The organism is Streptomyces sp. NPDC054932 (assembly GCF_053610205.1).
This window is the reverse complement of sequence record NZ_JBSGXU010000043.1, coordinates 1-3,837: the sequence shown is the minus strand read 5'-3', so window position 1 is coordinate 3,837 and position 3,837 is coordinate 1. Positions and strand designations below refer to the sequence as shown.

The window sequence follows — 3,837 nt, the reverse complement described above, 5'->3', positions numbered from 1 at the left end:
TCCGCCTGCTTCTTTTTTTATTATTTCATTGCGTTCCCCGTGTTCGGGGGGTCCCATTTGGTTCTGCCCCCCGGCGGGGTTATAAATAACGGTTAATTCCCCTCGGCGCCCGGCCGGTTGGCCCGCCCCGCCACCGGAAGGGGTGAAGAGTCGTAACTTTCCCGTACGGTTCGCGTTCGAGCACGCTAGAAGTACAGCCTCGGACCCGGCCCCGGAGCGGACCGGGCCGCAGGGCCCCCGACTCCCGCCCTACGCGAGGACCTCCTGGCGCGTCCGGCGGCGATCGGCGGCCAGTGCGGGATCCAGGGCCGGTACGGCGGCCAGCAGCTGCCGGGTGTAGGCGTGGGCCGGCCGGTCGTAGACCTCGTCCACCGGGCCCTCCTCGACGATCTCGCCGGCCCGCATGACGGCCACCCGGTCGCTGACCTGCCGGACCACCGCCAGGTCGTGCGCGATGAAGACCAGCGCGATGCCCAGCTCCCGCTGGAGCTCCGCCAGCAGGGCGGTGACCTGTGCCTGTGTGGTCACGTCGAGGGCGGAGACCGGTTCGTCGCAGACGATCAGCCGGGGCCGGGGGGCCAGGGCCCGTGCGATGCCCACCCGCTGGCGCTGGCCCCCGCTGAACTCGTGCGGGTAGCGGTCGTAGTGCCCGGCCTCCAGCCCGACGCGCAGCAGCAGCTCCGTCACCCGGGCCCGGACGGCCGCCTCGTCCCGCTCCCCGGCCGCGCGCAGCGGGTCGGCGATGGACTCTCCGACGGAACGGCGCGGGTTGAGGGAGGACACCGGGTCCTGGAACACCATCTGCACGCCGCCCGCGATGCCGGTGACCTCGGCGCCGTCCCGGCGGACCTGCCCGGAGCCGGGCTGCAGCAGTCCGACGAGCATCCGTCCGAGCGTGCTCTTGCCGGAGCCGCTCTCGCCGACGATGCCGAGCGTCTCCCCGGCGTGCACGGCGAGGGACACGCCCGCGACGGCGGTGACCCTGCGCCGTCCCCGGCCGAACTCCCGCCGCAGGGCGATGGCTTCGACGACGGGAGGCGCATCCGCCCGCTGCGGCCCCGAGGGCGTCCGGGGTGCGGGTCCGGGCGGGGTGCGGGAAACCCGTGGCCCGTCCAGCCTCGGTACCGACTCCAGCAGGGCCCTGGTGTACGGCTCGGCGGGCGCCGAGAGGACTGCCCCCACCGCCCCCCGCTCCACGGCGGCCCCGTCCCTCATGACCAGCACCTCGTCCACGCTCTCCGCGGCGACGCCCACGTCGTGGGTGACCAGCAGCAGTCCGAGCCCGCGCTCCTCGCGCAGCCCGTGCAGCAGGTCGAGGATCTGGGCCTGAACGGTGACGTCCAGGGCGGTGGTCGGCTCGTCGGCGATCAGCAGCCGCGGGTCGCAGGCCAGGGCCATGGCGATGAGAGCCCGTTGCCGCATGCCGCCGCTGAACTCGTGCGGCCGCGCGCGGGAGCGGCGTGCCGCGTCCGGGATGCCCACCCGGTCGAGCACCTCGACGGCCCGTGCCCGGGCGGCCCGCCGGGAGACGTCCGCGTGGATCCGGTGGACCTCGGCGATCTGGTCGCCGATGGCGTAGTACGGGTCGAGGGAGCTGAGCGGGTCCTGGAAGACCATGGCGGCGGTCCCGCCGCGCAGCCGCCGCAGCTCGGCCGCCGGGGCCGAGGCCACGTCGGTGCCGCCGACCCGGACGGTCCCGCCCAGCCGGGCGCCCGTACCGCGGTGCAGTCCCAGCAGGGCCGCGGCCACGGTGGACTTGCCGCTGCCGGACTCGCCCACGACGGCCAGGGCGCGGCCGGCCTCCAGGGTGAAGGAGACCCCGTCCACGGCCCGCAGGTACTCCCCCGCCCCGCCGACCGGGAACTCGACCACGAGGTCGGTGACCTCCACCAGCGATGGCGTCATGCGAGGGTCACCCTTCGGTCCGCGACGGCGTACAGCAGGTCGGCGATCGCGCCCGCGAGGACGACGGCCGCGCCGATCGCGAGGACGACGCCCACCACGACGGGCAGGTCCACGATCCGCACCCCGTCGATGAGGGTCTTGCCGAGGCCGGGGATCCCGAACAGCGACTCCGTCAGCACCGCGCCTCCGATCATCGTGCCGAAGTCCACGGCGCTGAGGGCGATCACGGGGGCCACGGCTCCGCGCACCGCGTGCCGGGTGACGACGGCCCGCTCCCCCACGCCGTAGGCGCGGAAGGTCCGGATGTGGTCCTCGGCGAGCGTCTCCAGCGTCGAACTGCGGGTGAGCCGGGCGTACTTGGCGCTCTCGAAGAGGCCGAGCGTCACCCACGGCAGGAGCAGGTTCCAGGCCCACTGTTCGGGGTCCTCGGTCAGCGGCACGTACGTCGGGAACGGCAGCCACTGGAGGTAGGCGCAGACGGTCATGAGCAGCAGCAGCCCGAGGATGAAGACGGGGGTGCCGGTCCCGGCGAGCGTGAGGACGGTCAGGGCCCGCTCGGTGATCCCGCCGCGGCGCAGCGCGGACAGCAGTCCGGTGCCGACACCGACCACCAGCCAGATCACCAGTGCGCCGAGCGCCAGGGAGAGGGTGGCGGGGAGCCGGTCCAGGAGCAGCTCGGTGACCTGCTGGTCGTTCTGGTACGAGAAGCCCAGGCAGGGTGCGTCGCAGTGCAGGACGAGCCCGGCTCCGCCGGAGTGGTCCCGGCCCACCAGCAGTCCCTGGAGGAAGTGCAGGTACTGGGCGAGGGCGGATTCGTTCAGCCCGAGCTGTTCGCGGACCTGGGCGATCTGCGCCGGGTTGCAGCGCTCCCCGCAGGCGAGGCGGGCGGGGTCGCCGGGGGCGAGGTAGAAGAGGGCGTAGACGATGACGGACAGGGTGAGCAGCACGAGCAGTGCGCCGCCGGTCCGTTTGAGCACGAAGCGGGTCACGCCTTGCGCTCCTTTCTGGTGCCGACCCGCAGGCGGGAGCCTTCGCGCGGGTCGAGGGCCGTGCGGACGGCGTCGCCCAGCACGGTGGAGGCGAGCACGGTGACGAAGAGCAGCCCGGCGGGGAGCAGGACGTAGGCCGGGTCGGCGCGGAACCAGGTCTGCGCGCTGGAGAGCATCTGTCCCCAGGAGGGGGTGGGAGGCTTGACGCCGACGCCGAGGAAGGACAGCGAGGCCTCGGCCACGATGGCGGTGGGCACCTTGATCGCGGCGTAGGTGATGACGGGTGCGGCGAGCGAGGGCAGCAGTTCGCGGCGGGCGATGGCGAACGTGCACCGGCCCGAGAGGCGGGCGGCATCGACGAAGTCGAGACCGCGCAGGGCGAGGGCCTGGGCGCGGACCATCCGGGCGGTGCCGCCCCAGTCGAGCAGCCCGATGATGAGGATCAGCAGCAGGGGCCGCGGGAAGTCGGGCGGGACGACGGCGGTCAGGGCGATGCCGATGACCAGCAGGGGCAGCGCGATCATCACGTCGGTGAACCGGCCGATGAGCTGGCCCGTGAACCGGCCGCCGAGCGCGGCGGCGAGTCCGACGGCGACGCCGACGAAGGTCTGGACGACGACGGCGCCCAGGGCGACGAGCAGCGAGATCCGCGCGCCGTACAGGAGCCGGGTCAGCAGGTCGCGGCCGGTGCCCGGTTCGACGCCGAGCCAGTGGTCGGCGGAGATACCGCCGAAGGAGCCGAGCGGGACCCCGCCTCGCGCCGAGTCGACGAGGTCGTCGTGGTACGCGTTCGGGTCCTGGCCGGTGAGCTGGGCGAGCAGCGGGGCGGCGAGGGCGAGGAGGACGAGCAGGCCGAGGACCCCGCCGGCCGCGAGGGCCGCCGGGCGGCGGCGCACCCGCCGCCAGACCTGGCGCGCGGCGCCCGCGCCCGGGGCGGTCGCCC

The 3,837-nt window shown here is 74.0% G+C and carries 3 protein-coding genes; all 3 read right to left on the bottom strand.

Translation table 11 applies throughout. The features are described 5' to 3' along the window. Positions 1 to 249: 249 nt before the first annotated feature. Positions 250 to 1,905 carry a dipeptide ABC transporter ATP-binding protein gene (locus ACWGE1_RS14810; protein WP_453420889.1) on the bottom strand — a complete coding sequence of 552 codons (1,656 nt, stop codon included), beginning with the start codon at positions 1,903 to 1,905 and terminating at the stop codon, positions 250 to 252. Next, positions 1,902 to 2,894 (bottom strand): ABC transporter permease, encoded by a 993-nt coding sequence (locus tag ACWGE1_RS14805; protein WP_453420888.1) that lies wholly within the window; start codon positions 2,892 to 2,894, stop codon positions 1,902 to 1,904. Before ACWGE1_RS14805 ends, ACWGE1_RS14810 begins: the two co-directional genes overlap by 4 nt. After that, a partial coding sequence (locus ACWGE1_RS14800; RefSeq protein WP_453420887.1) for an ABC transporter permease occupies positions 2,891 to 3,837 on the bottom strand: 947 nt, incomplete at its 5' end. The genes ACWGE1_RS14805 and ACWGE1_RS14800, both read right to left, overlap by 4 nt.